We start from the raw sequence: 23,810 nt of genomic DNA, 5'->3' as shown, positions 1-23,810 counted from the left end.
CTGGAGCCTTCATGATTATCGAGTCCATCTCAGGCAATATCCACGACCTGCCCGGCGAGGACCTGGAGGACGTGCACGTTGAGAGCGTGGTCCTCCCCCTGGCCGACCTCACGAAACGCATCCAACGAGTGCGCTCGGACCACGGCACCGAACTCGGTATCCGGCTCGCGCCGGGCGCGCCGGACCTGCGCGAGGGAGACATTCTGCTTCGCAACGAGCGCGGAATCGTCGTCGTGCGCCTGGAGCCCACCGACGTCCTGGTCATCGCGCCCGCCACGGTGCGCGAGATGGGAGTCGTCGCCCACAACCTGGGCAACCGGCACCTGCCTGCCCAGTTCTTCGGACCCGCTGAGCCCTTCCCGGGGCTTGAGGGGCATGACGGCGTCATGGTCATCCAGTACGACCACACCGCCGAGCACTACCTGGAGCACCTGGGGGTGCGTCACGCGCGGATGGAGCGGTCCATGCCCGTCCCCTTCCGCCATGCCGAGCACACCCACTGACCCCTGCGCCCCGGAGTGGGGAGAGCCCGCGTGCTGGCAGCTGCCGCTGGCCCAGCTGTGCGACTCCGCGCTGCCCACGGGTGCCTTCTCCCACTCCTTCGGGCTGGAGACCTACATCTGCGAGGGTGTCGTCGACGACGAGGCCTCCTTCGTGTCCTGGCTGCGCGCGCTCGTGTCCACCCAGCTGACCTTCTCCGAGGGGCTGGGGCTGCGGCTGGCCTTCGAGGCAGTGGTGGCGGACGACTGGGAGGCGATCGCGCACCTCGACGAGCTCCTCGTGGCTCAGGCGGTGCCGATCCAGGTGCGCCGGGCCGGGGTGACGATGGGGCGGCGTCTGCTCACCATCTCCCGCCTGGCCCTGGAAGGCACCGACGGCGACAGGCTGCTGAGCCGCTACGCGGCACTCGTGGACACGGAAGGCTGCCGCACCCACCCCGCCATCGTGCTGGCGATCGCCGGCTACGCGCTGGCGGCGCCGCCGGCGGCGGTCACGATGGCCTACCTCCAGTCCAGCGTCATCTCACTGACGCAGAACGCCGTACGAGCCATCCCCCTGGGGCAGGACGCCGGTCAGCGCGCCATCGCCTCGGTGCGCGACGACGTCCGCGCCGCGGTCAGGCGGATCGGGGACCTCGACGAGACGGATCTGGGGGCCGCCGCACCCGGGATCGAGATCAGCCAGATGCGGCACGAGCGCCAGCGCGCCCGCATGTTCATGTCCTGAAAAACCTTCCTGAAGAGCTATTGAGGAGATTCTCATGTCAGCAGCAACCAGCCAGGAGCACGCGGATGCGCCCGGGCAGCCGGCGCCCCGCTCCCACCCCGGCCCGGTCCGTATCGGAGTGGGTGGTCCGGTGGGGGCGGGCAAGACCCAGCTCATCGAGCGCATCACCCGGGCCATGAGCCGGGAGGTCTCCATGGCCGCCGTCACCAATGACATCTACACGATCGAGGACGCCAAGATCCTCGCCGCTCAGGGGGTCCTGCCGGTGGACCGCATCATCGGGCTGGAGACCGGGGGCTGCCCGCACACGGCCATCCGTGAGGACACCTCCATGAACGAGGCGGCGATCGCCGAGCTGGTGGAGCGCCACCCCGACCTGGAGGTGGTGTTCGTGGAGTCGGGAGGCGACAACCTCTCGGCCACCTTCTCCCCCGAGCTGGTCGACTTCTCCATCTACGTCATCGACGTCGCCCAGGGCGAGAAGATTCCCCGCAAGGCCGGTCAGGGGATGATTAAGTCCGACCTGTTCGTCATCAACAAGACGGACCTGGCCCCTCACGTCGGCGCCGACCTGGCGGTCATGGAGGCCGACTCCAAGGTGTTCCGGGGTGACAAGCCCTTCTGCTTCACCAATCTCAAGACCGATGAGGGCCTGGAGCAGGTCATCGAGTGGATCCACCACGACGTGCTCATGACGGACCTGGAGCCGTGAGCACCACCGGCGAGCTGCACCTGCGGATCGCCCGGGGCGGGGACCGGAGTATCGCCGTCGACCAGTACCACCGGGGAGCACTGAGGGTTTTCCGCCCGCTGTACCTCGATGAGACCGGGCAGGTGACCTACTACGTGGTCAATCCCGGAGGCGGGTACCTGGACGGCGACTCCTATCTCACCGAGGTCGAGGTCCTCCAGGGGGCCTCGGCGGTGCTGACGACCCAGGCGGCCACGAAGATCTACCGCACCCCCACCTGCCCGGTCCGCCAGGACACCCGGGTGAGCCTGGGGCCCCGGGCCGTGCTGGAGCTCGTTCCCGACCAGGTCATCGCCTACCGGGAGTCCTCCTACCGGCAGACCACCCTGGTTGAGATGGACCCGACGGCGACCTTCATGTCCCTGGAGGTCCTCACCCCCGGATGGGCCCCGGACGGTTCGGCCTTCGGCTACGACTGCCTGCGGATGCGCACTGACATCCGTGTCGGTGGCCGGTACGCCGTCGTCGACAACCTGCGCCTGGTCCCCGGTGAGGCCGGGCTGGCGGGTCTGGGAGGCCTGGAGGGGCACAGCCACCTGGCCTCCTTCACGGCGCTCGACGCCCGGGTCGATGCCGCCCTGGTCAATGAGGTGGCCCAGATGCTGGAGGTCGACGACGTGCGCGGCGCAGTGACGCGGGTGCAGGGACCCGGCTTCATCGCCCGGGCGCTGGGCGATGACACGACCCGTCTGACCGCTCTCATGCTCGACATCAGCGAGCTTCTGCGCGGCCGGTGGTTCGGCGCGCCGAGGCTCAACCTGCGCAAGTACTAGCAACAGCCCGCTCGCCTGGGCGGCGGGCACCTCCCGATGTCTCTATCGATCGGAGCCCCTCATGCCTGAGTCACCTGTTCACCAGTCCCACCGCCCGGCTGACGGACCGGGTACCTCGGCCGTCCCGTCGATCGTCTCCTCCGGCGTGGGCGCGCTGGGGCGCGGGGTGGGGCAGATCTTCCTCCAGCCCCGGGCGCTCACCGGACTGCTCATCGTGGCCGGCGTCGCCGTCTACTCACCGCTCATGGCCTTGCAGGTGGTCCTCGGGACGACGGTGTCGACGGTGGCGGCCAGGATGCTGGATCTGCGTGTCCGTGACGGACTCCAGGGCTACAACGGGGCGCTGGTGGGAGCAGCGGCATGGGCCGCTATGGGGGTTTTCTGGCCGGCGACGCTGGTCACCGTGGTCGGGGCGGCGGCGTGCCCCGCGGTCCACCGCGCGCTGGAGCGCGCACTCGCCCCGGTCGGGCTCCCGGCGCTCACGGCTCCTTTCTGCATCGTCTCCGGCCTGCTGACGGCTCTGCTCAGGGCGATCGATGCGCCGATGGTTCCCGATCCGGCGCCGGTCAGTGGGGCGACGGCGTGGCTGGTCCCGGAGGCGGTGCTGACGGGAGAGTCCCAGGTGGTGCTCGTCGATTCCTGGGTGGGCGGGGCGCTGATCCTGGCCGGGCTGTTCATCGCCGGGTGGAGAGTCGGGGCGGCGGCGCTGCTGGGCAGCGTCGTCGGGACGGCAGCGACGCTGGCGCTCGTTCCCGCCGGTCAGGCGGCGCACGGGCTGGGCGGATACTCTCCGTGCCTGACGGCGATCGCGATCGGCGTCGTCCTTCTGCCTCCCGGGAGGCGGGCCTGGGTGCTGGCGGTGGTGGGATCGGTGCTGACCGTCGTCGTGGACCGGGTTTTCACGGCGATCCCGGTGCCGACCTACACCTGGCCCTTCATCGTGACCACCTGGCTGATGCTCGCCGTCGTCAAGTGGCGCGAGCGCCGACTAGGCTGAGGCCATGGCTCATTCCACGGCGCAACCCGACTCCGCCGCCCACCTGGTCCTGTCCCTGTCCTGCCCCGACCGCCCGGGGATTGTCCATGCGGTCACCGGCACGCTGGCGCGCCGCGGCGGGAACATCACCGAGTCCAAGCAGTTCGGGGACTCCTCCACGGGCCTGTTCTTCATGCGGGTCCAGGTGCTCACCACCGTGCCGCGCGTGGAGCTGGAGAAGGACCTGGCTGAGCTGGCCGGCGAGTACGAGATGGAGTGGAGCCTCGATGAGGTGGGGAGGGCGATGCGCACCCTCATCATGGTCTCCAAGGAGGGGCACTGCCTGACCGACCTGCTCTTCCGGGCCCGCAGCCAGGGGCTGCCGGTCGACGTCGTCGGCGTGGTGGGCAATCACGAGACGCTGCGGGACGTCGCCGAGTTCTACGGGGTGCCCTTCCACCACATCCCGGTCACCAAGGAGACCAAGGAGGCCGCCGAGGCCGAGCTGCTGGGACTGGTGGACTCCCTTAATGTCGAGCTGGTGGTGCTGGCCCGCTACATGCAGATCCTCTCCCCCGCCCTGTGCGAGCGACTGCACGGGGGCGTCATCAACATCCACCACTCGTTCCTGCCGTCCTTCAAGGGGGCGCGCCCCTACGCCCAGGCGCACGAGCGCGGGGTCAAGCTCATCGGGGCGACGGCGCACTACGTGACGGCGGACCTCGATGAGGGCCCGATCATTGAGCAGGACGTGACGCGGGCCGGTCATGAGGACTCGGTGTCCGTGCTGCAGGCCAAGGGGCAGGACGTCGAGCGCCGGGTGCTGGCGCAGGCCGTGCGCTGGCACACCGAGCACCGGGTGCTGCTCAACGGGCACCGCACCGTCGTCTTCGCCTGAGCGCGCTACCGACCTGCTGGAGAAGCCCAAGAAGGCGCGCCGGATCCGAGCATTCTCGGGTCGTGAGGCGAGAGCGCCGAGCCAGCCGGAGCAGGAGATCTCTCGGACGGGCTCCGGCGACCCGTGGGATGTTGTTTCGGCGGTGTGATGGTTGGTGGATTCATGCGAGGTCAGGTGGCGCGGATTCATCTGAGGTGGACGCTGCCGCGACTGCGAGCCAAGGTGTTTCGCTCAGGTGGCACATGGCCACCTCAGATGGACGATTCAGCGATCTCCGGCAGCAGTTCGGGGCGATCGGATTGAGCCAGGCTTGATCCGCGCCGGCTCACGTAGCCGGATGCGAGCGGACCTGCACGTGCACGGCCGCCCCCGAAGGCACAGGACGCGCCAGCAGCCGAGCCGTCAGGTTGAGGTTGTCGCCCGGTCCGTAGGGTGCTGTTCTGGGTTTTCCACAGGCTTCGAGGACGCTCTGGTGGTGGGCGTGTTTGCGCAGGTAGAGTCGATATGCCGCCCGGCCGGACAGGAGTGCTCGGTGGGTGGTTTGGTGGAGTTGTTTCGGTGGCGAGGAGGCTTCCGCGATGAGTACGTCCCTACGGCCCCCTGCGTCTACGGATGCGCAACGATCAGTATCTGGTTGTAGCCGGCCTGGTGCCCGCCTCGAGCGGAGCCGGGCGGCGGCTGGGCTGGCGGCGGTGTGTGTGCTGGCCCTGGGGTTGACGGCCTGCTCGTTGAAGGACGCTAAGGCGGAGACGAGCGTGAGCGCCAGTGCCAGCGCCTCGGCGGCCGTCGCCCGTGCCGAGAAGGGCATCGCCGACGCCAACGCCTCCGCAACCGCCTCACGCGAGGCCGCCCTGACCCCCGAGCTGCGAGCCAAACGCGACGCCGCCCTGGCCGAACCGCCACCCGTCAAGCCTTCCAACATGAACGAGGAAAGCGACATGGGCGCCATAGCCAGCGTCTACTACTTCCTCGACCTCTATCGCTACGCCTACATCACCGGAAACACCAACGAAGTTGAAGCCATGAGCGAAGATCAATGCAAATTCTGCCGCTCAACAATCGACAACGCGACGAATCTGCACAACGCAGGAGGATGGAACGACAAATGGGAGCAAGAGGTTACTAACATCAGGTACTACGAAAAACTTGAAGGATACGACTTCAATAGGGTTGAAGTTTCCGTGAGTCATCAAACGATTACGTCTCACCCAGGGGGAGGGGCAGCTACTGAAACGTCAAGCCCGACCAAGAACGAGGTACTTGACTTTGCTGTGCGCTACACAAATGGTCGCTGGCTGATCGGCGGAGTAAGGGTTGAGCAAAATTGAGTCGTTGCACCACTACTTTAATCATCATTTTAACCTCCACCTTTCTAATGACTGCCGGAAGCGACTCCTTGGCATTACCTTCTGAAACCAAAGGAAGTTACAGTGCCGAAAACCAGGACAATACCCCAACTGTTCGCGGAGAAAAAAGCGAGACTATCACACAGGAAAGCCCATCAGATTCTGGTGAACCAGCGGCGCCGCCTCATCCGACCGTGACAGCGTCGGATCCGTCGATGTGGGAAGACCAGCCCCACCGGGACTGCAGCCCAAAGCCGGGCAAAGGCCTGCAAGAAGCCATGGGATGCGAGTTCGGGCGGAAAGCGACCGGACCACAAGACAACACTCCCGATACCGGCAACAGCAGCGAACCCCGCACGGTCACGATCACCAACCGCCAGGCCGCCACCCTCATCGCCCAGGGCTCGGGCATCACCCGCCAGCCCCCAGGACCCAAGGTCGTCATCTCCAAGGCCTTCATCGTCTACACCAACCCCACCACGCGCCACCAGACCACCACCATCCTGGGCACCACCATCGACGTCGAGTTCACCCCCACCTCCTACACCTGGAGCTGGGGAGACGCCACCACCACAACCACCACCGACCCCGGAGCCCCCTACCCCCACCAGACCGTCACCCACCACTACCAGCACACCGCCACAGCCGTCACCACCACCCTGACCACCACCTGGACCACCCGCTACCGCCCCACCGGAGACACCACCTGGCACACCATCGAAGGCACCATCACCACCACCGAGACCTCCACCCCCTACGACCTCGTCCGCATCACCTCCTACCTCACCGACGACGCCGAAGAAGCCCAAGGCCACTAACCCTCATCCCCAGCGCACGCGGTCGGAAGTGGGTTCTCCTAGGGTTGGGCGGGATTTGGGTACTCATCCCCAGCGCACGCGGTCGGAAGGTAGGCCGCCCGCTCGCTCCGCGAGTGCGGTGTCACTGTGGGCGACTTTTAGGAGCACCCCTGGCCGATGACCGTCGCGCTCTGGAACGTATGCCCAGGTCAGAGCAGTACAGGATCGGGCACGTCAGCCGATCAACGCCCCAAAAGTCGCCAATCGTGACACCGAGGCCTCACAGCACACCGCCGAGACCTTCAGTGAGCCCGCCCAGTTGCCAGCGCACGCGGTCGTACCTTAAGCCGCCAGGTCGTACCCTTACCCCACTGTGTTGTCTCATGACTTCAGAGAGTTTCGGATGTCGTGACATCCGAGACACTGTTTGAGGGGCTTGCCGGGGGTCGTACAGTACGCACAACCCCTGACCGGTTCAGCTCCGCCCCTGCGGAGTAGGTCGACTCGGGGCGGGAGGGGGCTGGGGCCGGAGCTGGCGTTAAACCATGACCTCCGGGCCCCTGTACACGAGCCGGAAGGCGCCCGTGCAGGGGAAAGTACAGCCGACCCCGGGGTGCGAGTCTGGCTCCGCCACCACGACCCCGCAGAGTCGATCAGTCCCACGGCTCGGTGTCCACGGTGCTGACATCAACGACCTCGCCGTCAATGCACGCAGCGAGGATCGTTGGAATGCTGCGGTTTCTTCCCGGCGCGCATCGCCGATGCAGGGTTGATGTCAGCACCGTGGACACCGACACCCCGTCACGCCTCGTCCCTTCGGCACCACCCTCGCCTCCAGGACCACCAGCCCGCCCCGGGGTCCCGCCCAAGCAAGTTGTCTCAGAAGTGAGGAGACAGCACAATACCCTTAACCCACGAACTCGCGGGCTAACCTACGAACTCGACAGTCGGAGACAGGCGTCGCAGGCACGTGACATAGGACGTGACGTAGCGAATCGCAGCCCTTCGCTGGTCAAGTCTTTTGGTGTGGTGTTGCTTTGGTGCAACTGTTGATGGTCGTCATGTTGCGACTGGAGCTGGTGAGGCTGTGTGTTCGATGCATGGTTCTCCCGATGGGTCCAGGTCCGACGCGTAGCCTGGCGGCATGACGATTGCAGAGGTACTCATCGACGCACTGTCCAGATCCCGCGAGCGCTTCGACCGCGCCCTTGCCGACGTCACGCTGGAGCAGGCCAATACTCCCCCGGTCCCAGACATCGCTCCGCGCACGAACTCCTTGACCTGGCTGGCCTGGCACACGGCCCGCGAGATCGACCTCCAGATCTCGCTCATGGCAGGCCAGGAGTTCGTCTGGTTCACCGGCGGCCACCGGGAGCGCTTCGCCCTCCCCCTGCCCGACGACACCCAGGACTGGCGCCACACGCCTGAGGAGGCCGCCCAGGTCGTCGTCGGCGAACTCTCCGTCCTGACCGCCTATCTCGATGACGCCTACGCCATGGCGTACGGCTACATGCGATCCCTGGCGCCGGAAAGGCTCAACGACGTCATCGACAGCTCCTGGGACCCGCCCGTCACCCGGGGCGCGCGCCTGGTCTCGATCATCGACGACGCCGCCCAGCACTCCGGCCAGGCCGTCTACACCCGCCGCCTCCTGGGCCTGCCCGGCTAGGCGCAACCCGCCCGGCACCACACGTTCGCCCCGACCTGGTGGTTCAGGTCGGGGCGAACGGCTCCCACATGACAAGAGACTGCTGGGCCCGTGCGGGCCGGTGGTGTGGGAGGATCAGGCAGCGGGCTTCACCGCCTCGCCGCGGCGCAGCACGGTGACGGGCAGCAGGTCGGCATCGGTGACGACGACGTCGGCCCACAGGCCCGCCCGCAGCGCTCCCACGGACGAGTCGCCGAGGATCTGCGCGCCCTGGACGCTGGCGGCGTAGACGGCGTCGACCAGGTCGACTCCCCCCTGCCAGGTGGTGCGCACGACATCGATGAGGTGGGAGGTCCCCCCGGCGATCGCGCCGCCCTCGGTGAGGCGGGCGACGCCGTCGGCCACGGTGACCGGCTGGGAGCCGAGCACGTAGTCGCCGTCGGCCATGCCGGCCGCGGCCATGGCGTCGGTGACCAGGACGACGTTGTCGCGCCCCAGGGTCTCGAACATGTCCAGGACGATGGCGGGGTTGAGGTGCACGCCGTCGCCGATCATCTCCAGGACGCACTCACCGCGCTGGGCGGCCGCCAGGAACTCGGGCACGGGGCCGGGCGTGCGGTGGTGCATGGGGCGCATGCCGTTGAACAGGTGGGTGGCGGTGGAGCGCGGGGCGCGGACCGGCTTGCCGGCCTCGAGGCGCTCGGCGATGCGGGCGGCGGCGTCGGCCAGGGCGGCGCGCACGGGGGCTGCCTCGGAGTCGGTGTGCCCGAAGGAGGGCAGGGCTCCGCCCTCGATGAGGGCCGCGTTGACGCCGTCGTCGCCGGTGATGCAGGGTTTCTCCGGGGCGATCGTCATGGTGACGACGTGCCCACCGCCGAGCTCGATGAGCTCGCGGGTCAGGGCGGCGTCGGGGTCGATGATGTAGGTGGGGTCCTGGGCGCCGCAGCGCTCAACCGAGACGAAGGGGCCCTCGAAGTGGATGCCGGCGAGCTCGCCGTCCTCGCACAGCCCGGCCAGGACCCGGGTGCGCGTGCGCAGGACGTCGGGAGCGGCCGTCACACAGGAGGCCACCAGCGAGGTGGTGCCGAAGCGGCGGTGCTCGAGCACGGAGGCCATCGCCTGCTCGGCGGTCTCGGCGTTGGGGAAGGACTCGCCGCCGCCGCCGTGGCAGTGGACGTCCACCAGTCCCGGCAGGAGGTAGCCACCCTCGGGTGCGGCCTGCGCCTGCTCGACGACGTCTCCGAAGCCGGCCCGGGCGGCCTGGTCAACGGGTCCGACCCACGCGATATGGGCTCCCGACAGGACGACCGCCCCATCGTCGATGATGTGGTCGGGGGTGACGACGCGCCCCCGAAGTGCGCGGACCTGCATGGCTTCGTTGCTCATGAGTCGGATTCTGTCACTACTCCAGACATCAGACAACCTCGTTCGAGGCGTCTTCTCCCCCACACTACGCGGACGGAAAGCCGGTTCCGCTCTGCTCACCCGGCCAGGTGCTGCTCCATACGGGTGACGGCCCGGTTGACGTCGCGCTCCACGCGGGCCGATGGCGCTGCCCCGCCCTTCCACAGCAGCCCCTCGCCGACCGGGCGCACGGCGACGAGACGGCCGCGGTCCACCAGGATCGGGCGGAACATGCCGTTGCTCGCCGGGCAGATGAGGCGTTCGCCGTCGTCATCGGTGAGGCAGGAGCGGTCCTTGTAGCCCACGTGCAGCTCGTCGAAGGAGCCCAGGAAGTGCGTGGCCTGCGCGGCGGCGCGGTGGGCGGACAGGAGGTCGGGCAGGTCGGCGCGCATGTAGAGCAGGCCGGCCTTCGGGGCCGACTCGCCGGGGCCGAGCGCCCGCAGGGCTCCGCGCGCCCCGCCCTCGACGACCGCTCGCACAAGCGGAACGCGGGTACCGGCCGGATCGCCGGTGCCATCGGTCGACGCCGCGGCCTGCTCCTCCCCCAGCTCGACGGCGTCCTCCAGGGCGCGGGCGGCCTGCGTCTTGGGCAGCGTGGTCCAGCGGGCCAGGTCCTCGGCGCTGACCGGGCCGTGGCCGGCGGCGTAACGGTGGGCGATGTGCGCGCAGGCGGCGCGGTGGCCGGTCCCGCCGTGGGCAACACCTGCGCCGGCGGGCCCGGAGTCGGCGTCGGGCAGGTGGCGCGCGTCCATGACGAGGTGCTCGTTGCCGGACCGCGGGCCCTGGACGAGGATTCCCTCGCGCTGGAGACGCACCAGGAGGTGGCGGCGCCGGTAAACAGAGACGTCCTCTCCGCGGAAGGCCTCCATGAGGCCGGCCTCCTGCCAGGCCGCCAGCAGTACCGAGCGCATCAGCGGGCCTTGGTCATCGATGAGGCCCAAGGCCACCTCGGCGGCGCGCTCGCACAGGGCGGCATCGACACCGTAGTCGGCCTCGCTGCGCCGGACCCAGGCGTCGGTGCGGTGCATAAGGGCGGCCCGCAGCCAGTGGTGGTCGGCGGCGGTGGTGATGTGGACGGTGCCGCGCATGGGCCAGGAGCGCACGAGGTCGCCTCGCGCGAAGGCGGCCTCGACGTCGGCCGGGGTGGCCTCGGGGGCGCGCGCGAGCAGGGCGTGCGGGACGGCGGAGACCTGCTGGCCCTGGATGGCGAGGCGGTGAGCCACCGCCTGGACGACGTCGGGCGCGGCGGTGGCCGTCACGAGGCCCTGGGAGATGATGCGGGCCAGGCTCACCTCGCGCGGCAGTGGCGGGGACGGCTCGCGGGCGGCGGTCATGGTTGTTTCCCTTTAGAAGAGGCGGGAGGTGGGGTCGTCCATGCCGCGCATGGCGTCGTAGTCGAGGGTGACGCAGCGGATGCCGCGGTCCTCGGCGAGCACGCGGGCCTGGGGCTTGATCGTCTGAGCGGCGAAGATGCCCTGGACGGGGGTCAGCAGCGGGTCGCGGTCGAGGAGCTCGAGGTAGCGGGTGAGCTGCTCGACGCCGTCGATCCCGCCGACGCGCTTGATCTCCACGGCCACGGAGCGCCCCTCGGGGTCCTTGGCCATGATGTCGACCGGGCCGATCGCGGTGGGGAACTCGCGGCGCACGAGGCGGTAACCGGCGCCCAGCACCTCGATCTGCTCGGCCAGGAGCTCCTGGAGGTGGGCCTCGACGCCGTCCTTGGTCAGGCCAGGGTCCACGCCGAGCTCGTGGCTGACGTCAGAGATGGTCTCGAAGACGCGGATGACGAGGCGGTCGTCGGTCTTGGTGGCGCGCACCTCCCAGACCTCGCGCACGCCGTCGGCGGCAGCCTCCTCGTCGGGCTCGGTGACGGCGAGGCGGGCCGGGGCGCTCATCCAGTTCAGGGGCTTGTAGGAGCCGCCGTCGGAGTGGACGAGGACCGAGCCGTCGGCCTTGAGCATGAGAACGCGGGTGGCCCGGGGCAGGTGGGCATCCAGGCGGCCGGAGTAGTCAACGGAGCAGGAGGCAATGACGAGGCGCACCCGCCCACCCTAGCGGGGACGCAGCCGAGGCGGCGCGACGCCGGGGCGGGCCCACCTGAGCATCGCGTCACCCGGAAGGCATCGCGTGCCATTTTACGTTGCCTTGTCCTCGCACTGCTTCAAGAAACCGCGCGATTCTAAGGACGTCCCGAGCCGGGGCAGCCAAGATCGTCTCCTGTCCACTCGGTGCGCACTCCCGGTTCCGGGCACCCGCGGGGACGGACCTGAAGCTTCAGAACTTGTTTGTCAGGCGTGCCCCGGGGCCAGGGGGCCGTAGTACCAGGAGGCCGTGACCCCGCCGTCGATGAGGATGTCGGAGCCAGTGATGTAGCCGCCGTCGGGCCCCATGAGCAGGGCCGCCAGAGAGGCGATCTCGTCAGGAGTTCCGGCCCTGCCCACCGGCGAGAGCTCCACCATGCGCCGGTAGCCGGCACCGCGCGGGCCGGCGAGCTCGTCGCGGGCCAATGGGGTGATGACGATGCCGGGACTGATGGAGTTGACGCGCCCGCCGCGCTCGGCCAGATCCACGGTGGAGGCGGAGGTGTCCTCACCAGTGCAGCAGACCCACGTATCAAGGAGACCGGCGGTGCCAGGCTCCCCCGCCGATAAATTGTCTATGGGGCACGCCCGTCACGACGACCTGGATTGACTGGCAGTTCCGTCAAGTCATCCCCGCCCAAGGGGCCTACTGCACGAGGTCCGGGTCCTAGTGCACGGGGGTAGCCACACTGCACGAGGCCCCAACCCTCATGCAGTAGACCCACACCTTCGCCAGTAGGACCCAAGGCTCGTGGAGTGCGGGCGGCGGGCCTCATCAACCGGCACTCAGTACAGGCTGGGCTGCTCGGGAGCGGCGGACTCCACCCAGGCGATCAGCGCCGAGTGCGACTCCTCCATCATGGCCAGGTCGAAGCCCTCGGGACTGCGAGTGGCATCCACGCAGTGGACCTCGACGACGCGCCCCTGCTCCCGGCGGCGCCGTACCTCGGAGAGCTCCAGGTTCAAGCGGCTCCATGAGCGCGACGGCCTGGTGGAGAAGGACACGAGGCGGTACCACTCCAGGGAGTCGAGCCGGAAGGAGGCGACCCCGCTCAGCCAGCGCTGCGCCCCACGTGGACGCAGGGCGCACTCGAAGGAGCCGACCTGTCCGGCCAGATAGCGCAAGCGGGCCAGAAACCCACCGATCAGCAGCACGAGGACGATGACGACGATCGCCACGACCATCCACACGTGCTGCCCCATGCCTCAGGCCTCCGCGTCCTGCTTCACATGGTCGGCAGCGATCGTGATGACGTCGTGGTCCACAGAGCAGAAGCCGCCGGACACCTCGACCCTGCGCATCTCGCCGTCGACGGGACTCAGGCGCACCGGCCCGGACCCCAGGACCGCCACGAGGGGTTGGCGGCCGGGCAGAACGCCCAGCTCCCCGTTGATCAGGGGCACGGAGACCTGCGTCGCCTCACCGGTCCAGGCCTCGCCCGCCGGCGAGACCACCTCAACGTGTAAGGCCATGTCCCCCTCCTTTCCTGCGCCCGGTTCTACCCGGATCCTAACGACTCAGGCGTTGAGCTCGGCGGCGCGACGCTCGAGGTCCTCGATGCCACCGATGTTAAAGAAGGCCTGCTCCGGCAGGTGGTCGTAGTCACCGTCGCAGATACGCCGGAAGGCCTCGATGGTCTCCGACAGCGGCACGGTGGAGCCGGCCACGCCGGTGAACTTCTCCGCCATGTAGGTGTTCTGGGACAGGAACTGCTCGATGCGGCGGGCGCGAGCCACCGTCACCTTGTCCTCCTCGCCGAGCTCGTCGACACCGAGGATCGCGATGATGTCCTGGAGCTCCTTGTTCTTCTGGAGGATGGACTTCACGCGGGTGGCGACGTCGTAGTGCTCCTGGCCCACGTATCCGGGAGCCAGCAGGCGCGAGGTGGAGGTCAGCGGGTCCACGGCCGGGTAGATGCCTCGCGAGGCGATCTCACGGCTGAGCTCGGTGGTGGCGTCCAGGTGGGCGAAGGTCGTGGCCGGTGCCGGGTCGGTGTAGTCGTCGGCGGGCACGTAGATCGCCTGCAGGGAGGTGATGGAGTGGCCGCCGGCGGAGGTGATGCGCTCCTGGAGCTGGCCCATCTCGTCGGCCAGGTTGGGCTGGTAGCCCACGGCCGAGGGCATGCGGCCCAGCAGCGTGGAGACCTCGGAGCCGGCCTGGGTGAAGCGGAAGATGTTGTCGATGAACAGCAGCACGTCCTGGTGCTGGACGTCGCGGAAGTACTCGGCCATGGTCAGGGCGGACAGGGCCACGCGCAGACGCGTGCCCGGCGGCTCGTCCATCTGACCGAAGACCAGCGCGGTCTTGTCGAACACACCGGCCTCGTCCATCTCGACGATGAGGTCGTTGCCCTCACGAGTGCGCTCCCCCACCCCGGCGAACACGGAGACACCGCCGTGGTTCTGGGCCACGCGCTGGATCATCTCCTGGATAAGGACGGTCTTGCCCACGCCCGCGCCGCCGAACAGGCCGATCTTGCCGCCCTGGACGTAGGGGGTGAGCAGGTCGATGACCTTGATGCCGGTCTCGAACATCTGCTCCTTGGACTCAAGCTGGTCGAAGGCCGGGGGCTGGCGGTGGATGGGCCAGCGCTCGGTGATCTCCAGCTGCTCGCCGTCGGCGAGGTTGAGGACGTCGCCGGTGACGTTGAAGACGTGGCCCTTGGTCACGTCGCCCACGGGCACGGAGATCGGCGCGCCGGTGTCGCGCACCAGCGAGCCGCGCACCAGGCCGTCGGTGGGCTTGAGCGAGATCGTGCGAACGATGTTGTCACCCAGGTGCTGGGCGACCTCCAGGGTGATCTCGTGGGGCTCCTCGCCGGCGCTGGTGGCCTGGACGGTAACCTTGAGGGCGTTGTACATCGCCGGGATCGCATCAGGCGGGAACTCGACGTCGACGACGGCGCCGATGATGCGGGTGATGCGTCCCGTCCCGGGGGTGGTGGTGTCAGCCATGTGCGTTCTTCCGTATCTTCCAGAGCTGAGAGGGGGTCCTGCTCGGTGAGGTGAGTCTGTATGGGGTCTCGACGACGTCGGGTGCTGCGCGGTTCTGCTGGGCCTGCCTGGCTCTCTACTCGGCCCCCAGGGCGTCGGCACCCGAGACGATCTCGGTGATCTCCTGGGTGATGTCGCCCTGGCGCGCCGCGTTGGCCAGGCGGGTGTAGGTGATGATGAGGTCCTCGGCGTTGTCCGTGGCCGTGTGCATGGCCTGCTGGCGGCTGGCCAGCTCGGAGGCGGCCGACTGCAGCAGGGCGTTGCGGATGCGGCTGCCCATGTAGCGGGTCAGGAGCGCGTCGAGCACCTCGCCGCGGCTCGGCTCGAACTCGTAGAGCGGCATGGAGCCGCCGTTCTTGGCCGCCAGCTCCTTCTCCAGGGCCTCGTTGCCGGCCTCGTCGAGCTCACCGGCCCCGGCGACGTCGACCACCTTGAGCGGCAGCATCCGGCGCACCTCGGGAACCTGGGAGACCATCGAGACGTAGCGGGTGAAGACGATGTGGACCTCGGCCACCCCGCCGGCCTCGGGCGGCTGGAGGAAGTAGTCCAGCAGGGTGGTGGCCACCTCATCGATGGCCACGTCGCTGGGACGGTCGGACTGCCCGGTCCAGGAGAACTCGATCGGTGTGCCCCGGAAGCTGAAGTAGCTGTGGGCGCGCCGGCCGAAGGTGAAGATGACCGGCTCCTTGCCGTCCTTGACCAGCTCCTCGATGAGGCGGCCGGTCTCGCGCAGGATGGTGGCCGAGTAGGCGCCGGCCATACCGCGGTCGGAGGTGACCACCAGGATGGCCACGCGGTTGGTGTCCGTGCGCTCCTGGGTGATGGGGTGGTCCAGCCTGGCGTAGGAGCCCAGGGCGGCCACCGCCTGGCTCAGGGCGTGGTCGTAGGGCGAGGCCTCCTGCGCGTTGCGGCGCGCCTGCCCGATCCGGGACGAGGCGATGAGCTCCATCGCCCGGAACACCTTCTGGAGGGTCTGGGTCGATCGAATGCGCTGCTTGTAGACGCGCTGGTTACCTGCCACGTCAGCCCCTCTTGACCACGAGCTGCTCGGTGGTCCTCTCGGCGGCGGGCTCCTCCTCGGGGGCGGCGACCTGGGCGTCGAACAGCTGCTCGCCGGAGGCGAAGGTGCGCCGGAAGGCCTCGACAGCCTCGACGAGAGCCTGCTCGGTGTCCTCCTCCAGCTGACCGGTGGACTCGATGGTGTCCAGGATGTCGGTGTTGCGCCGCAGGTAGTCCAGGAAGGCGGCCTCGAAGGGCAGGACGTCGGCGACGTCGAGGTCGTCGAGGTAGCCCTTGGTGCCGGCCCAGACGCTGGCTACCTGCTCGGCCACCGGGTAGGGCGTGTACTGGGGCTGCTTGAGCAGCTCCATGAGGCGCTCACCGCGGGTGAGCTGGGCGCGGGTGGCGGCGTCCAGGTCGGAGGCGAACATGGCGAAGGCCTGCATGGAGCGGTACTGGGCCAGCGTGATCTTGAGGGTTCCGGCGACCTTCTTCATGGCCTTGACCTGGGCGGCGCCGCCCACGCGGGACACGGAGATGCCGACGTCGACGGCGGGGCGCTGGTCGGCGTTGAACAGGTCAGACTGGAGGAAGATCTGCCCGTCGGTGATGGAGATGACGTTGGTGGGGATGTAGGCCGAGACGTCGTTGGCCTTGGTCTCGATGATCGGCAGGCCGGTCATGGAGCCGGCCCCCAGGTCGTCGGAGAGCTTGGAGCAGCGCTCCAGCAGGCGCGAGTGCAGGTAGAAGACGTCACCGGGGTAGGCCTCGCGGCCCGGCGGACGGCGCAGCAGCAGGGAGACGGCGCGGTAGGCCTCGGCCTGCTTGGACAGGTCGTCGAAGACGATGAGGACGTGCTTGCCCTGGTACATCCAGTGCTGGCCGATGGCCGAGCCCGTGTAGGGCGAGAGGTACTTGAAGCCGGCCGGGTCGGAGGCCGGGGAGGCCACGATCGTGGTGTACTCCAGGGCGCCGCGCTCCTCCAGGGTGGCGCGCACGGAGGCGATGGTGGAGCCCTTCTGGCCGGTGGCCACGTAGATGCAGCGCACCTGCTTGTCCGGGTCCCCGGTCTCCCAGGCTGCCTTCTGGTTGAGGATCGTGTCCAGGGCGATGGCGGTCTTGCCGGTCTGGCGGTCGCCGATGATGAGCTGGCGCTGGCCGCGGCCGATCGGGATCATCGAGTCGATGGCCTTGAGCCCGGTCTGGAGGGGCTCGTGGACGGACTTGCGGGACATGACGCCGGGGGCCTGGAGCTCCAGGGCGCGGCGGCCCTCGGCCTCGATCTCGCCCAGGCCGTCGATGGGCCGGCCCAGCGGGTCGACGACGCGGCCCAGGTAGGCGTCGCCCACGGGCACGGAGAGGACCTCGCCGGTGCGGCGCACGACCTGGCCCTCGTCGATGCCGTCGAAGGAGCCCAGGACGACGACACCGATGCTGCGCTCCTCGAGGTTCATGGCCAGGCCGGCGGTGCCGTCCTCGAAGGTGAGCAGCTCGTTGGCCATGACGCCGGGCAGGCCCTCGACGTGCGCGATGCCGTCAGCGGCGAAGACGACGTGCCCGACCTCCTCGGCCGCGACCTCGGCGGGCTTGTAGGACTCGGCGAACTCGTTCAGGGCCGAGCGGATCTCCTCGGGCCTGATGGTCAGCTCTGCCATCTCGTCTCCTTGCTGGTTGCGTTCTGGGGGCCGGCGGCGCGAGGCGTGCGCGGCGTCGGCGCGGGGTGGGTGGTGAAGTTGTGGTCTCCGGTGCGGGACCGGCTCGCAGCGGGTGCGGCTGCGTGGTGGGAGCTATCCGGCCAGGCGGGTGCGCAGCTCGGCGACGGCGCCGCGCACGGTGTGGTCCAGGACGTGGTTGCGGATCATGACGCGCGCCCCGCCGATGACCTCGGGATCGACCTCGCAGTTGAGGTCGATGCGGGTGCCCAGGCGGCGCTCCAGGATGGTGCGCAGGCGCTCCTCCTGGGCCGTGGTCATGGGGATGGCCGTCACGACGTCGGCGATGGCTCGGTGGCGCATGGCGGCGGCCAGCTCGACGACGCGGCGCAGGTTGTGCAGCGGCCCGCCCTCGGCGCGGTGGCGCACGCACCAGCGCACCAGGCTCATGGCCGGGGCGCTGATGTGGGGGCCGAAGACGGACTCGGCCAGGCGGACCCGGGCCTCGGTGTGGGTACGCCGGGAGGGTGCCAGGCCCTCGCGCAGCTCGCGGTTGTCGGCCACCTGCTCGTGGACCTCGAAGAGCTGCTGCTCGATCTCGCTGGTGGTGCCGTCGACGTGGGCGCCGGCCAGGATCGCCTCGATGCCCAGGTCGTGGAGGGCGGAGATGAGGTCGACCGGCTTGGACCAGCGGCCTCGGACCATGGCGCTGAGCAGGTCGACGACGCGCTCGTCCGCGCTTCCGGCGAAGAGCCGGCGAGCCAGGGCCGCCTTGTCCTCGGGCTCGCGGCCCGGGTCGGTCAGCGGGCCGGACAGCGAGTGGACGGCGACCTGGTGGGCCAGGGCGAGGATCTGCCGCCCGAGCTCCTGGCCCTCGACGCCCGCCGCCGTGAGCACCGGGCTCCAGGCCTGGCTCACGGTCTCGCGGGTGGCAGCGGTCCCGGTTCTCACTGCTTCTCCTCCGCGGCGGACTCGGAGGCGGAGCCGGTGGTGACGGCCGCGTCAACGCCCTCGACGGGCGGCATGTCCTCGAGCTCGTCGAGGAAGCGGTCGATGACGCGCTCGGACAGGGCCGTGTCCTTGAGCTGCTCGCCGACGATGCGCTCGGCCAGGGTGGAGGCGAGCATGCCGACGTCGGTGCGCAGGGAGATCTGAGCGGCCTGCTTGTCCGCCAGGATCTGGCGCTGGGCGCCCTCCAGGACGCCGGCGGCCTCGGCCTGGGCGTCGGTGCGGGCCTGGGCGATGATGTCCTTGGCCTCGCTCTGGGCGTTGTCGCGGATGCGGGCGGCCTCGCGGCGGGCCTCGTCCACCAGCCGGGCGGCGCGCTTCTCGGCGTCGGCCTGGTCCTGCTTGGCCTTGTCAGCCAGGTCGAGGCCCTCCTGGATGCGCTGGGCGCGCTCGTCCAGGACGGCGTAGAGCCGGGGCAGGGCGTAGCGGCCCACCACCAGAAGGATGAGCAGGAGGACGACCGCCGCCCAGAAGATCTCGTAGAGCGGGGGCAGGATGAAGGCCGTGCCTCCCCCCTGCCCGCCCTCGGCAGCCAGGGGAAGCATCAGCGAACGACGAGCGGCAGGACGAAGCCGATGAGGCCCAGGGCCTCGACCATGCCCGCGCCGATGATCATGTTGGTGAACAGGCGTCCGGCCACCTCGGGCTGACGGGCCGTGGCCTCCTGGGTCTTGCCGACCAGCAGGCCGATGCCGATGCCCGGGCCGAGCGTGGCCAGGCCGTAGCCGACGTATGCGAGCGCGGTGAGGGACATATGCGGTTCCTTCTTTCTGGCGCCGGGTGGCGCAGGTGGGGTCGATGGGTCGTGAAGAGTCTGAGCAGTCCGGGACGAGGCGTCGGCAGCGTCTAGTGGGCCTCGATGGAGAGCTTGATGTAGACGGCGCTGAGGATCGTGAAGATGTAGGCCTGCAGGACCGCGACGAAGACCTCGAACAGGGTCACCACGATCATGGCGGCGCCGGTCAGGAGGCTGATCGTCGAGGAGGCCTGCAGGTGCAGCAGCAGGCTGGTGGTGCCGAAGAAGGTCATGCCGAGCAGCAGGTGCCCGGAGACCATGTTGCACAGCAGACGCAGGGTGAGCGTCACCGGCCGCACGATGAAGTTCGAGAGGAACTCGATGGGGGTGATGAGCAGGTACATCGGCTTGGGCAGACCAGGCGGGAAGAGCTGGGAGGCGAAGAAGTGCCCGGCCCCCTGCTCCCTGATCCCGGCGCCGATGAAGGTGACGTAGGTCAGGGCCGCGAACACCATGGGCACGGCCACCACGGAGGAGGCGGCGATGTTGAGCCCCGGGATGATGCCGGAGAGGTTCATCGCGAGCACCCCCAGGAAGAGGGTGCCCAGCAGCGGCGCGAAGCGGCGCCCGTTCTTGTTGCCCAGGAGCATGAGGGCGACGTTGCTGCGCACGAAGTCGGCGACGATCTCCAGCAGCGCCTGGCCGCGCCCGGGGACCATCCGGAACTTGCGCGCGGCGGCCACCCCCAGGGTCAGGCACAGGGCCGCCCCCATGACGACGCGCACGAAGGTGAGCCGGTTGAACTCCAGGAGGGTGCCCTGACCGAAGATCGCCTCGGGGAAGAAGTCCTCGACGCTGGGCGAGTGAGGGTGCTGGGTGAAGGCGGGCACGGCGGTCAGCGCGATGACCGCGACCAGGAGGACCAGGAGCACCCAGTACCACAGCGGTTTGACGAACGGCTTGGCGTCAGCCGTCCGCGGCGCGGCAGCGTCGTCGGCTGCTGCGCCGTTCTCGGTGACGGTGTTGGTGGACAGGAGATCCTCCCGATGTCTCTCACGCTTCGAGGTCTGTCCTCACAGGCCTGCTAACCACTGGCAATGCTAGCGCCTAGGGATGTTTCAACGAAGCGAACCGGCCGGCCTCCTGCCGGCGCACCGCACTCGCCGCTTCCCCTGACGAGCCTGCACCTCGGTCAGGACCGGTCCGTCGAGTCGCCCCGCATCGGCTCCACGGCAAGGATTCGTGCCTGTGCCAGCACTGTGGCCTCGGTGAGCATGCCCACCAGGATCGCGGCGATGAGTGAGAGCCCAATCACTCTGGTGTCGAGTCCCAGGGCCCGTCCTCCCAGGAGCGCCACGGCCAGGATCGCGACCTTTCCCAGGTATCCGCCCGCCATCCAGGCGATGAGGGCCCCCATGTCGGAGCGGACCATGCGGTCCAGGAACCACCAGGTCGCAGCCAGAAGCACCGTCGTCGAGCCCACTGCGGCCGGCAGCGTGCCCAGCGGTTGGGTCACGGCGCCGCGGGAGCCGCCGATGAGGCACCACAGGGCCTCACCGACCGTGAGGACCACGGCGGCCACGGTCAGGATCCGGCGCAGGCGGGCGGAGGCCTCGCGCAGGCTGCGGGCGTTGGCGCCGCCCGACTCGCTCACGTCACTCACTGCTGTGTCCCCTCCGCTGGTCTGGGCGATGCCGCCGCGGCGGCCCCGTGCGGCGCCTGCCCCTCGGCCGGGCGCGTCACCTCACCGGTTCCCGACACGTTGCGGGAGATGACGATCCGCTGCTCCTGGCGGTCCTGGCGGCGCCGCAGCGCCGAGCGCAGTCCGTGGCGCACCCCGGGCATGAGGTCGACGGTGACGACGAAGGCGAACAGGACCGCGATGGCGGCTCCGACCATCACCCAGGGCAGGGGGAAGAAGGCCATGGCGGCCACGGGGAAGGAGGCGACGGCGGCCCACAGGTACATGACCAGCACGGCGCGGCGGTGGGAGTGCCCAGCCGCCAGGAGCCGGTGGTGCATGTGCATACGGTCGGGATGGGTGGGGCTGAGCCCCTTGCGGGTGCGGCGCACGATCGCCATGAGCATGTCGGTCAAGGGCAGCAGGAGGATGGCCAGCGGCAGGAGGATCGGCATGAAGGCGGGCAGGGCGCGTGAGCCGTCGAAGCTGCCGGGGTCGATCTGGCCGGTGACGATGATGGTGGAGGCGGCCGAGACCAGGCCCAGCTGCATCGCCCCGGAGTCGCCCATGAAGATGGTGGCCGGGTTGAAGTTGTGGGGCAGGAAGCCCAGGCACACACCGATGAGCGCGGCCACGATCGTGGCGGCCAGGGAGCTGTAGGAGCCCGGGCTCGTGGCTCGCGTGAGGACGTAGGTGTAGAGGAAGAAGGCGGTCGACCCGATCCCGATGATGCCGGCGGCCAGCCCGTCGAGCCCGTCGACGAAGTTGACGGCGTTGATGGCGGCCACGACGACGATGACGGTGGAGATCAGGGACAGGCGCGAGGAGCCGATCGTCAGCCCCGCCACGGGGAAGGTGAGGAGCTGGACCCCCTGCCAGGCCATGACGCCGGCGGCCAGGATCTGGCCGGCGAGCTTGGTCATCCAGTCCAGCTCCCACAGGTCGTCGACGACGCCGAGCAGGCACACGAGCCCCGCTCCCAGGACCACGGCCCAGGCGCTGGAGTCGATGACGTCGGAGAGGTAGGGGATCTGGGAGGCCACGGAGATCGCGGAGAACAGGCCGAAGAACATGGCCACCCCGCCCAGGCGCGGGATGGGGGTGGAGTGGACGTCGCGGGCCCTCACGGGGGTGAGCGCGTTGCCCACCAGGGCGACGTGCCGGATGATCGGCACGGCCACGTAGGTGGTCACGGTGGCGATGGCCATGACCAGCAGGTAGACCCTCACGCGCCCACCTCCGTCCTGTCGTGCGCTGCGCCTGCCCGTCCGGCCGGGGCGATGCCGGTCACCCGTGCCAGGTCCGCGGGCGTGAGAGCCCCCTGGCGCAGGACGCGGGGAGCGCGGGCGTGCGCTCCGGCGAGGGTGACGATGGTAGAGGGAACCGGGCCGGGGGTGGCCCCGCCGTCGAGCAGGAGGATGTCCTCGCCCCCGACGGCGCCGGGGGCCCGGACCCGTCCGGGGAAGGCGGCCCGGGCGGAGGCGGCGTCGGGGGCGGGCGGTGCTCCGGTGGGGTTGGCGGAGGTCACCGCGAGCGGGCCGCTGCGGCGCAGGAGGTCCAGGGCGAGCTCGTGGTCGGGCATGCGCACCGCGATGGTGCCGCCGGTCTCCCCCAGGTCCCAGGTCAGGGACTCGTCGGCGTCAAGGATGAGGGTCAGCGGCCCGGGCCAGAAGGCATCCATGAGGGCGCGGGCGGCACCGGGCACGTCGGTGACGACGCCGGCCAGGTCGGCGGGGTCGGCCACGAGCACCGGAGGGGGCATCTGGCGTCCGCGCCCCTTGGCGGCCAGCAGCCGCTCGACCACCCCGGCATCGGCGGCGTCGCAGCCGATGCCGTAGACGGTGTCCGTGGGCAGGATGACGAGCCCGCCTGCACGCAGGTGCTCGCAGGCCGGTTGGATGGGGTCGGGGTGGGGATGAGCGGTGCTCGCGGAGGGCTGCGGGGGGTGGCTCACGTCCCGCATCCTGCCACGGATCGATCCGGTGGCGGGACAGTGCGGCGGTGTGGGCCGGGCCGCGATGCCGGACCGTCACCTGCTACCGCCGTCCATCACCCGCGGGTCCCCCGACTCGGCCCGCTCCAGACGATGCGGCTAGACGATGCGGCGGGCCACGGCCCAGCGGGTGAGCTCGTTGCGGTTGGACAGCTGGAGCTTGCGCAGGACCGCGGAGACATGGGTCTCGACAGTCTTGACCGAGATGAACAGCTCGGAGGCGCACTCCTTGTAGGTGTAGCCGCGGGCGATGAGCCGCATGACCTCCCGCTCGCGCGCCGAGAGGCGGTCGAGCTCGGTGTCGGCCACGGCCACCTCCCCCGTCCCCGCCCCGAAGGCGTCCAGGACGAAGCCGGCCAGGCGCGGGGAGAAGGCCGCGTCCCCGGCGGCCACACGCCGCACGGCCTGGGCCAGGTCCTCGGTGGAGATGGCCTTGGTGACGTAGCCGCGGGCGCCGGCCCTGATGACGCCGACGACGTCGTCGCTGGCGTCAGAGACGCTCAGGGCCAGGAAGCGCGTCTCGGGCACGTCGTGGCAGGAGACGACGACCTCGGCCCCTCCCCCGCCGTTACCGCCGGGCAGGTGGACGTCGAGCAGCACGACGTCGGGCCTCAGTGCGTGAACGGCGGCGATGGCGCCCTCGACGTCGTCGGCCTCGGCGATGACGTCCAGGTCGGGGGCGTGAGCGGTCAGCTCGGAACGGACCCCGGAGCGGACCAGGGCGTGGTCGTCGACGACCAGGACCCGCAGGGGCGCGGTCGCCGAGGCGGGCGGGCGGTTGTCTGATGGGGTTGCTGCGGGGGTGTCAGCCATGGGGTCTTCCTGGTCGTGACGGCGATGGGGTGT

The 23,810-nt window shown here is 69.5% G+C and carries 26 protein-coding genes; 9 read left to right on the top strand and 17 right to left on the bottom strand.

What is annotated here, in order from left to right; translation table 11 throughout:
* Positions 1-11 precede the first annotated feature (11 nt).
* The 9 genes from ureE (at position 12) to EL340_RS00645 (ending at position 8,437) form a co-directional block, all read left to right on the top strand.
* Positions 12-503, top strand: coding sequence for an urease accessory protein UreE (gene ureE, locus EL340_RS00685; protein WP_075406708.1), 492 nt, complete (start codon positions 12-14; stop codon positions 501-503).
* The gene (locus EL340_RS00680) at positions 484-1,227 is read left to right on the top strand and encodes an urease accessory protein UreF (protein ID WP_126412993.1); all 744 of its coding nucleotides are present in this window, start codon (positions 484-486) and stop codon (positions 1,225-1,227) included. Before ureE ends, EL340_RS00680 begins: the two co-directional genes overlap by 20 nt.
* A gap of 34 nt (positions 1,228-1,261) precedes the next feature.
* Positions 1,262-1,939 (top strand): urease accessory protein UreG, encoded by a 678-nt coding sequence (gene ureG / locus EL340_RS00675; RefSeq protein WP_197722329.1) that lies wholly within the window; start codon positions 1,262-1,264, stop codon positions 1,937-1,939.
* On the top strand, positions 1,936-2,751 hold the full coding sequence (locus EL340_RS00670; protein WP_126412992.1) for an urease accessory protein UreD: 816 nt from the start codon (positions 1,936-1,938) through the stop codon (positions 2,749-2,751). The genes ureG and EL340_RS00670 overlap by 4 nt, the downstream gene beginning before the upstream one ends.
* 61 nt (positions 2,752-2,812) lie before the next feature.
* On the top strand, positions 2,813-3,748 hold the full coding sequence (locus EL340_RS00665) for an urea transporter (RefSeq protein WP_126412991.1): 936 nt from the start codon (positions 2,813-2,815) through the stop codon (positions 3,746-3,748).
* A 4-nt stretch (positions 3,749-3,752) separates the two neighbouring features.
* Positions 3,753-4,625, top strand: a complete 873-nt coding sequence (gene purU / locus EL340_RS00660; protein WP_075249785.1) for a formyltetrahydrofolate deformylase — start codon at positions 3,753-3,755, stop codon at positions 4,623-4,625.
* 536 nt (positions 4,626-5,161) lie between these two features.
* Entirely contained in the window at positions 5,162-5,953 is a 792-nt protein-coding gene (locus EL340_RS00655) for a DUF6318 family protein (protein ID WP_408608554.1), read from the top strand.
* 47 nt (positions 5,954-6,000) lie between these two features.
* The gene (locus EL340_RS00650) at positions 6,001-6,789 is read left to right on the top strand and encodes a zinc transporter (protein ID WP_408608591.1); all 789 of its coding nucleotides are present in this window, start codon (positions 6,001-6,003) and stop codon (positions 6,787-6,789) included.
* Between the two features lie 1,123 nt (positions 6,790-7,912).
* The gene (locus EL340_RS00645) at positions 7,913-8,437 is read left to right on the top strand and encodes a DinB family protein (protein WP_126412989.1); all 525 of its coding nucleotides are present in this window, start codon (positions 7,913-7,915) and stop codon (positions 8,435-8,437) included.
* Positions 8,438-8,551: 114 nt separating this feature from the next.
* On the opposite strand, the gene EL340_RS00640 is transcribed toward EL340_RS00645, so the two are convergent.
* From EL340_RS00640 to EL340_RS00560, 17 genes are all read right to left on the bottom strand, one after another.
* On the bottom strand, positions 8,552-9,787 hold the full coding sequence (locus EL340_RS00640; RefSeq protein WP_197722364.1) for an N-acetylglucosamine-6-phosphate deacetylase: 1,236 nt from the start codon (positions 9,785-9,787) through the stop codon (positions 8,552-8,554).
* A gap of 110 nt (positions 9,788-9,897) precedes the next feature.
* Positions 9,898-11,154, bottom strand: a complete 1,257-nt coding sequence (locus EL340_RS00635) for a DNA glycosylase AlkZ-like family protein (protein ID WP_126412987.1) — start codon at positions 11,152-11,154, stop codon at positions 9,898-9,900.
* A 12-nt stretch (positions 11,155-11,166) separates the two neighbouring features.
* A complete protein-coding gene (gene nucS / locus EL340_RS00630; RefSeq protein WP_126412986.1) occupies positions 11,167-11,862 on the bottom strand; it encodes an endonuclease NucS in 696 nt (231 codons plus the stop codon).
* Positions 11,863-12,108: 246 nt separating this feature from the next.
* On the bottom strand, positions 12,109-12,390 hold the full coding sequence (locus tag EL340_RS00625) for an SDR family oxidoreductase (RefSeq protein WP_197722328.1): 282 nt from the start codon (positions 12,388-12,390) through the stop codon (positions 12,109-12,111).
* A 297-nt stretch (positions 12,391-12,687) separates the two neighbouring features.
* Positions 12,688-13,104, bottom strand: coding sequence for a DUF2550 family protein (locus tag EL340_RS00620; RefSeq protein ID WP_126412985.1), 417 nt, complete (start codon positions 13,102-13,104; stop codon positions 12,688-12,690).
* Positions 13,105-13,107: 3 nt separating this feature from the next.
* Positions 13,108-13,374 carry a F0F1 ATP synthase subunit delta/epsilon gene (locus EL340_RS00615; RefSeq protein WP_126412984.1) on the bottom strand — a complete coding sequence of 89 codons (267 nt, stop codon included), beginning with the start codon at positions 13,372-13,374 and terminating at the stop codon, positions 13,108-13,110.
* A gap of 45 nt (positions 13,375-13,419) precedes the next feature.
* Entirely contained in the window at positions 13,420-14,856 is a 1,437-nt protein-coding gene (gene atpD / locus EL340_RS00610; protein ID WP_126412983.1) for a F0F1 ATP synthase subunit beta, read from the bottom strand.
* Between the two features lie 115 nt (positions 14,857-14,971).
* A complete protein-coding gene (locus EL340_RS00605; RefSeq protein ID WP_126412982.1) occupies positions 14,972-15,916 on the bottom strand; it encodes a F0F1 ATP synthase subunit gamma in 945 nt (314 codons plus the stop codon).
* A 1-nt stretch (position 15,917) separates the two neighbouring features.
* The gene (gene atpA, locus EL340_RS00600; RefSeq protein WP_126412981.1) at positions 15,918-17,549 is read right to left on the bottom strand and encodes a F0F1 ATP synthase subunit alpha; all 1,632 of its coding nucleotides are present in this window, start codon (positions 17,547-17,549) and stop codon (positions 15,918-15,920) included.
* Between the two features lie 132 nt (positions 17,550-17,681).
* Complete coding sequence (locus EL340_RS00595) at positions 17,682-18,497, bottom strand: F0F1 ATP synthase subunit delta (RefSeq protein ID WP_126412980.1); 816 nt, start codon at positions 18,495-18,497, stop codon at positions 17,682-17,684.
* Positions 18,494-19,099, bottom strand: a complete 606-nt coding sequence (locus EL340_RS00590; protein ID WP_126412979.1) for a F0F1 ATP synthase subunit B — start codon at positions 19,097-19,099, stop codon at positions 18,494-18,496. Before EL340_RS00590 ends, EL340_RS00595 begins: the two co-directional genes overlap by 4 nt.
* Entirely contained in the window at positions 19,099-19,308 is a 210-nt protein-coding gene (gene atpE, locus EL340_RS00585; protein ID WP_126412978.1) for an ATP synthase F0 subunit C, read from the bottom strand. The genes EL340_RS00590 and atpE overlap by 1 nt, the downstream gene beginning before the upstream one ends.
* Positions 19,309-19,400: 92 nt before the next feature.
* Positions 19,401-20,222: a F0F1 ATP synthase subunit A gene (atpB, locus tag EL340_RS00580; RefSeq protein ID WP_126412977.1), complete on the bottom strand. Its 822-nt coding sequence runs from the start codon at positions 20,220-20,222 to the stop codon at positions 19,401-19,403.
* Between the two features lie 260 nt (positions 20,223-20,482).
* On the bottom strand, positions 20,483-20,953 hold the full coding sequence (locus EL340_RS00575; protein ID WP_309340256.1) for a pseudouridine synthase: 471 nt from the start codon (positions 20,951-20,953) through the stop codon (positions 20,483-20,485).
* On the bottom strand, positions 20,950-22,200 hold the full coding sequence (locus tag EL340_RS00570; RefSeq protein WP_126412976.1) for an MraY family glycosyltransferase: 1,251 nt from the start codon (positions 22,198-22,200) through the stop codon (positions 20,950-20,952). Before EL340_RS00570 ends, EL340_RS00575 begins: the two co-directional genes overlap by 4 nt.
* Positions 22,197-22,934, bottom strand: a complete 738-nt coding sequence (locus tag EL340_RS00565; RefSeq protein WP_126412975.1) for an L-threonylcarbamoyladenylate synthase — start codon at positions 22,932-22,934, stop codon at positions 22,197-22,199. The genes EL340_RS00570 and EL340_RS00565 overlap by 4 nt, the downstream gene beginning before the upstream one ends.
* A gap of 129 nt (positions 22,935-23,063) precedes the next feature.
* Entirely contained in the window at positions 23,064-23,777 is a 714-nt protein-coding gene (locus EL340_RS00560) for a response regulator (RefSeq protein ID WP_126412974.1), read from the bottom strand.
* Between the last annotated feature and the right edge of the window lie 33 nt (positions 23,778-23,810).

Source organism: Actinomyces viscosus (genome assembly GCF_900637975.1).
In the GTDB taxonomy this organism is placed as follows: domain Bacteria; phylum Actinomycetota; class Actinomycetes; order Actinomycetales; family Actinomycetaceae; genus Actinomyces; species Actinomyces viscosus.
This window is presented reverse-complemented; position numbering and strand designations above follow the sequence as displayed.

Excerpts from the sequence above, each read along its gene's own strand:
- ureE (WP_075406708.1), top strand. The coding sequence starts at position 12 with ATGATTATCGAGTCCATCTCAGGCAATATCCACGACCTGCCCGGCGAG.
- EL340_RS00680 (WP_126412993.1), top strand. The coding sequence starts at position 484 with ATGCCGAGCACACCCACTGACCCCTGCGCCCCGGAGTGGGGAGAGCCC.
- ureG (WP_197722329.1), top strand. The coding sequence starts at position 1,262 with ATGTCAGCAGCAACCAGCCAGGAGCACGCGGATGCGCCCGGGCAGCCG.
- EL340_RS00665 (WP_126412991.1), top strand. The coding sequence starts at position 2,813 with ATGCCTGAGTCACCTGTTCACCAGTCCCACCGCCCGGCTGACGGACCG.
- purU (WP_075249785.1), top strand. The coding sequence starts at position 3,753 with ATGGCTCATTCCACGGCGCAACCCGACTCCGCCGCCCACCTGGTCCTG.
- EL340_RS00650 (WP_408608591.1), top strand. The coding sequence starts at position 6,001 with ATGACTGCCGGAAGCGACTCCTTGGCATTACCTTCTGAAACCAAAGGA.
- EL340_RS00645 (WP_126412989.1), top strand. The coding sequence starts at position 7,913 with ATGACGATTGCAGAGGTACTCATCGACGCACTGTCCAGATCCCGCGAG.
- EL340_RS00640 (WP_197722364.1), bottom strand. The coding sequence starts at position 9,787 with ATGCAGGTCCGCGCACTTCGGGGGCGCGTCGTCACCCCCGACCACATC.
- EL340_RS00635 (WP_126412987.1), bottom strand. The coding sequence starts at position 11,154 with ATGACCGCCGCCCGCGAGCCGTCCCCGCCACTGCCGCGCGAGGTGAGC.
- EL340_RS00620 (WP_126412985.1), bottom strand. The coding sequence starts at position 13,104 with ATGGGGCAGCACGTGTGGATGGTCGTGGCGATCGTCGTCATCGTCCTC.
- EL340_RS00615 (WP_126412984.1), bottom strand. The coding sequence starts at position 13,374 with ATGGCCTTACACGTTGAGGTGGTCTCGCCGGCGGGCGAGGCCTGGACC.
- atpD (WP_126412983.1), bottom strand. The coding sequence starts at position 14,856 with ATGGCTGACACCACCACCCCCGGGACGGGACGCATCACCCGCATCATC.
- atpA (WP_126412981.1), bottom strand. The coding sequence starts at position 17,549 with ATGGCAGAGCTGACCATCAGGCCCGAGGAGATCCGCTCGGCCCTGAAC.
- EL340_RS00590 (WP_126412979.1), bottom strand. The coding sequence starts at position 19,099 with ATGCTTCCCCTGGCTGCCGAGGGCGGGCAGGGGGGAGGCACGGCCTTC.
- atpE (WP_126412978.1), bottom strand. The coding sequence starts at position 19,308 with ATGTCCCTCACCGCGCTCGCATACGTCGGCTACGGCCTGGCCACGCTC.
- EL340_RS00565 (WP_126412975.1), bottom strand. The coding sequence starts at position 22,934 with ATGCGGGACGTGAGCCACCCCCCGCAGCCCTCCGCGAGCACCGCTCAT.
- EL340_RS00560 (WP_126412974.1), bottom strand. The coding sequence starts at position 23,777 with ATGGCTGACACCCCCGCAGCAACCCCATCAGACAACCGCCCGCCCGCC.